This window comes from Candidatus Symbiopectobacterium sp. NZEC135 (assembly GCF_025962695.1).
Genome location: NZ_JAGFPF010000880.1, coordinates 1 through 869, shown reverse-complemented (window position 1 = coordinate 869; position 869 = coordinate 1). Strand labels below are relative to the sequence as shown.

At 56.3% G+C, this 869-nt stretch carries 1 protein-coding gene; it reads left to right on the top strand.

What is annotated here, in order from left to right:
• Positions 1 to 869: L-methionine/branched-chain amino acid transporter (yjeH, locus tag J5224_RS31155; protein ID WP_264628873.1), on the top strand; the 869-nt coding region annotated here is incomplete at both ends.

The following is an 869-nucleotide window of genomic DNA, read 5'->3' as shown; positions in this document are numbered from 1 at the left end:
CTGGCCCGCGTGACCCGCTGGCTGTTTCTTTCCGTGATCCCGCTGGGGTTGCCTGCTGCGCTGCAAATTGCCGCTGAGTTTTGGGCACCGTTTATCGGCCATAGCCGGGTGGGGATATTGCTGGTGCAAATGTTGACGCTGATCGCTATTTGGCTGCTCGGGTCACGCAGTGCGGGTTCCAGCGCGTCCATTCAAACGGGCATTGCCGTGTTGGTGGTGCTGCTGGTCACCGCCATTTGGTGGGCGGGTGATATCAACCCTGCGCATATTGCCTGGCCTGCACTGAGTGCTATTTCCTGGCCGAACACCTTTGATTCACTTGCTGTGATGTTTTGGTGTTTTGTTGGACTGGAAGCGTTTGCTCACCTTTCTACCGAGTTTCGTAACCCAGAGCGTGATTTCCCTCGGGCCTTGATGATCGGCATGCTGATTGCTGGCATCGTCTATTGGGGCTGTACCGTCGCGATTTTGCAGTTAAACGCCTATAGCAGTGATACCGCGCCGACCGCGCTGCTGTTGAGTATTGTGGCAGATTTGTTTGGCAGCGACTGGGTCTTTTGGGGAGCCTGCCTGATTGGCTATCTGGCGTGCTTTGCCAGTGTGAACATTTATACGCAGGGCTTTGCGCGACTGGTGTGGTCACAGGCCGCGCCTGGGAGTCGTCTGGGGATGCTGTCACGTGCCCAAGTCCCCCTTAGCGCGCTGTCGGCGGTGGTGCTTTGTAGCATGCTCTGTTGCCTGCTGATTTACTGGTTGTCACTGCCATTATCGACGTTGATCGTTTACGCCAACGGCATTTTTGTTCTGGTTTATCTGCTGTGCATGTTGGCTGGGTGCCGGTTGTTGAAAGGTCGGGCCCGGCTGATGGC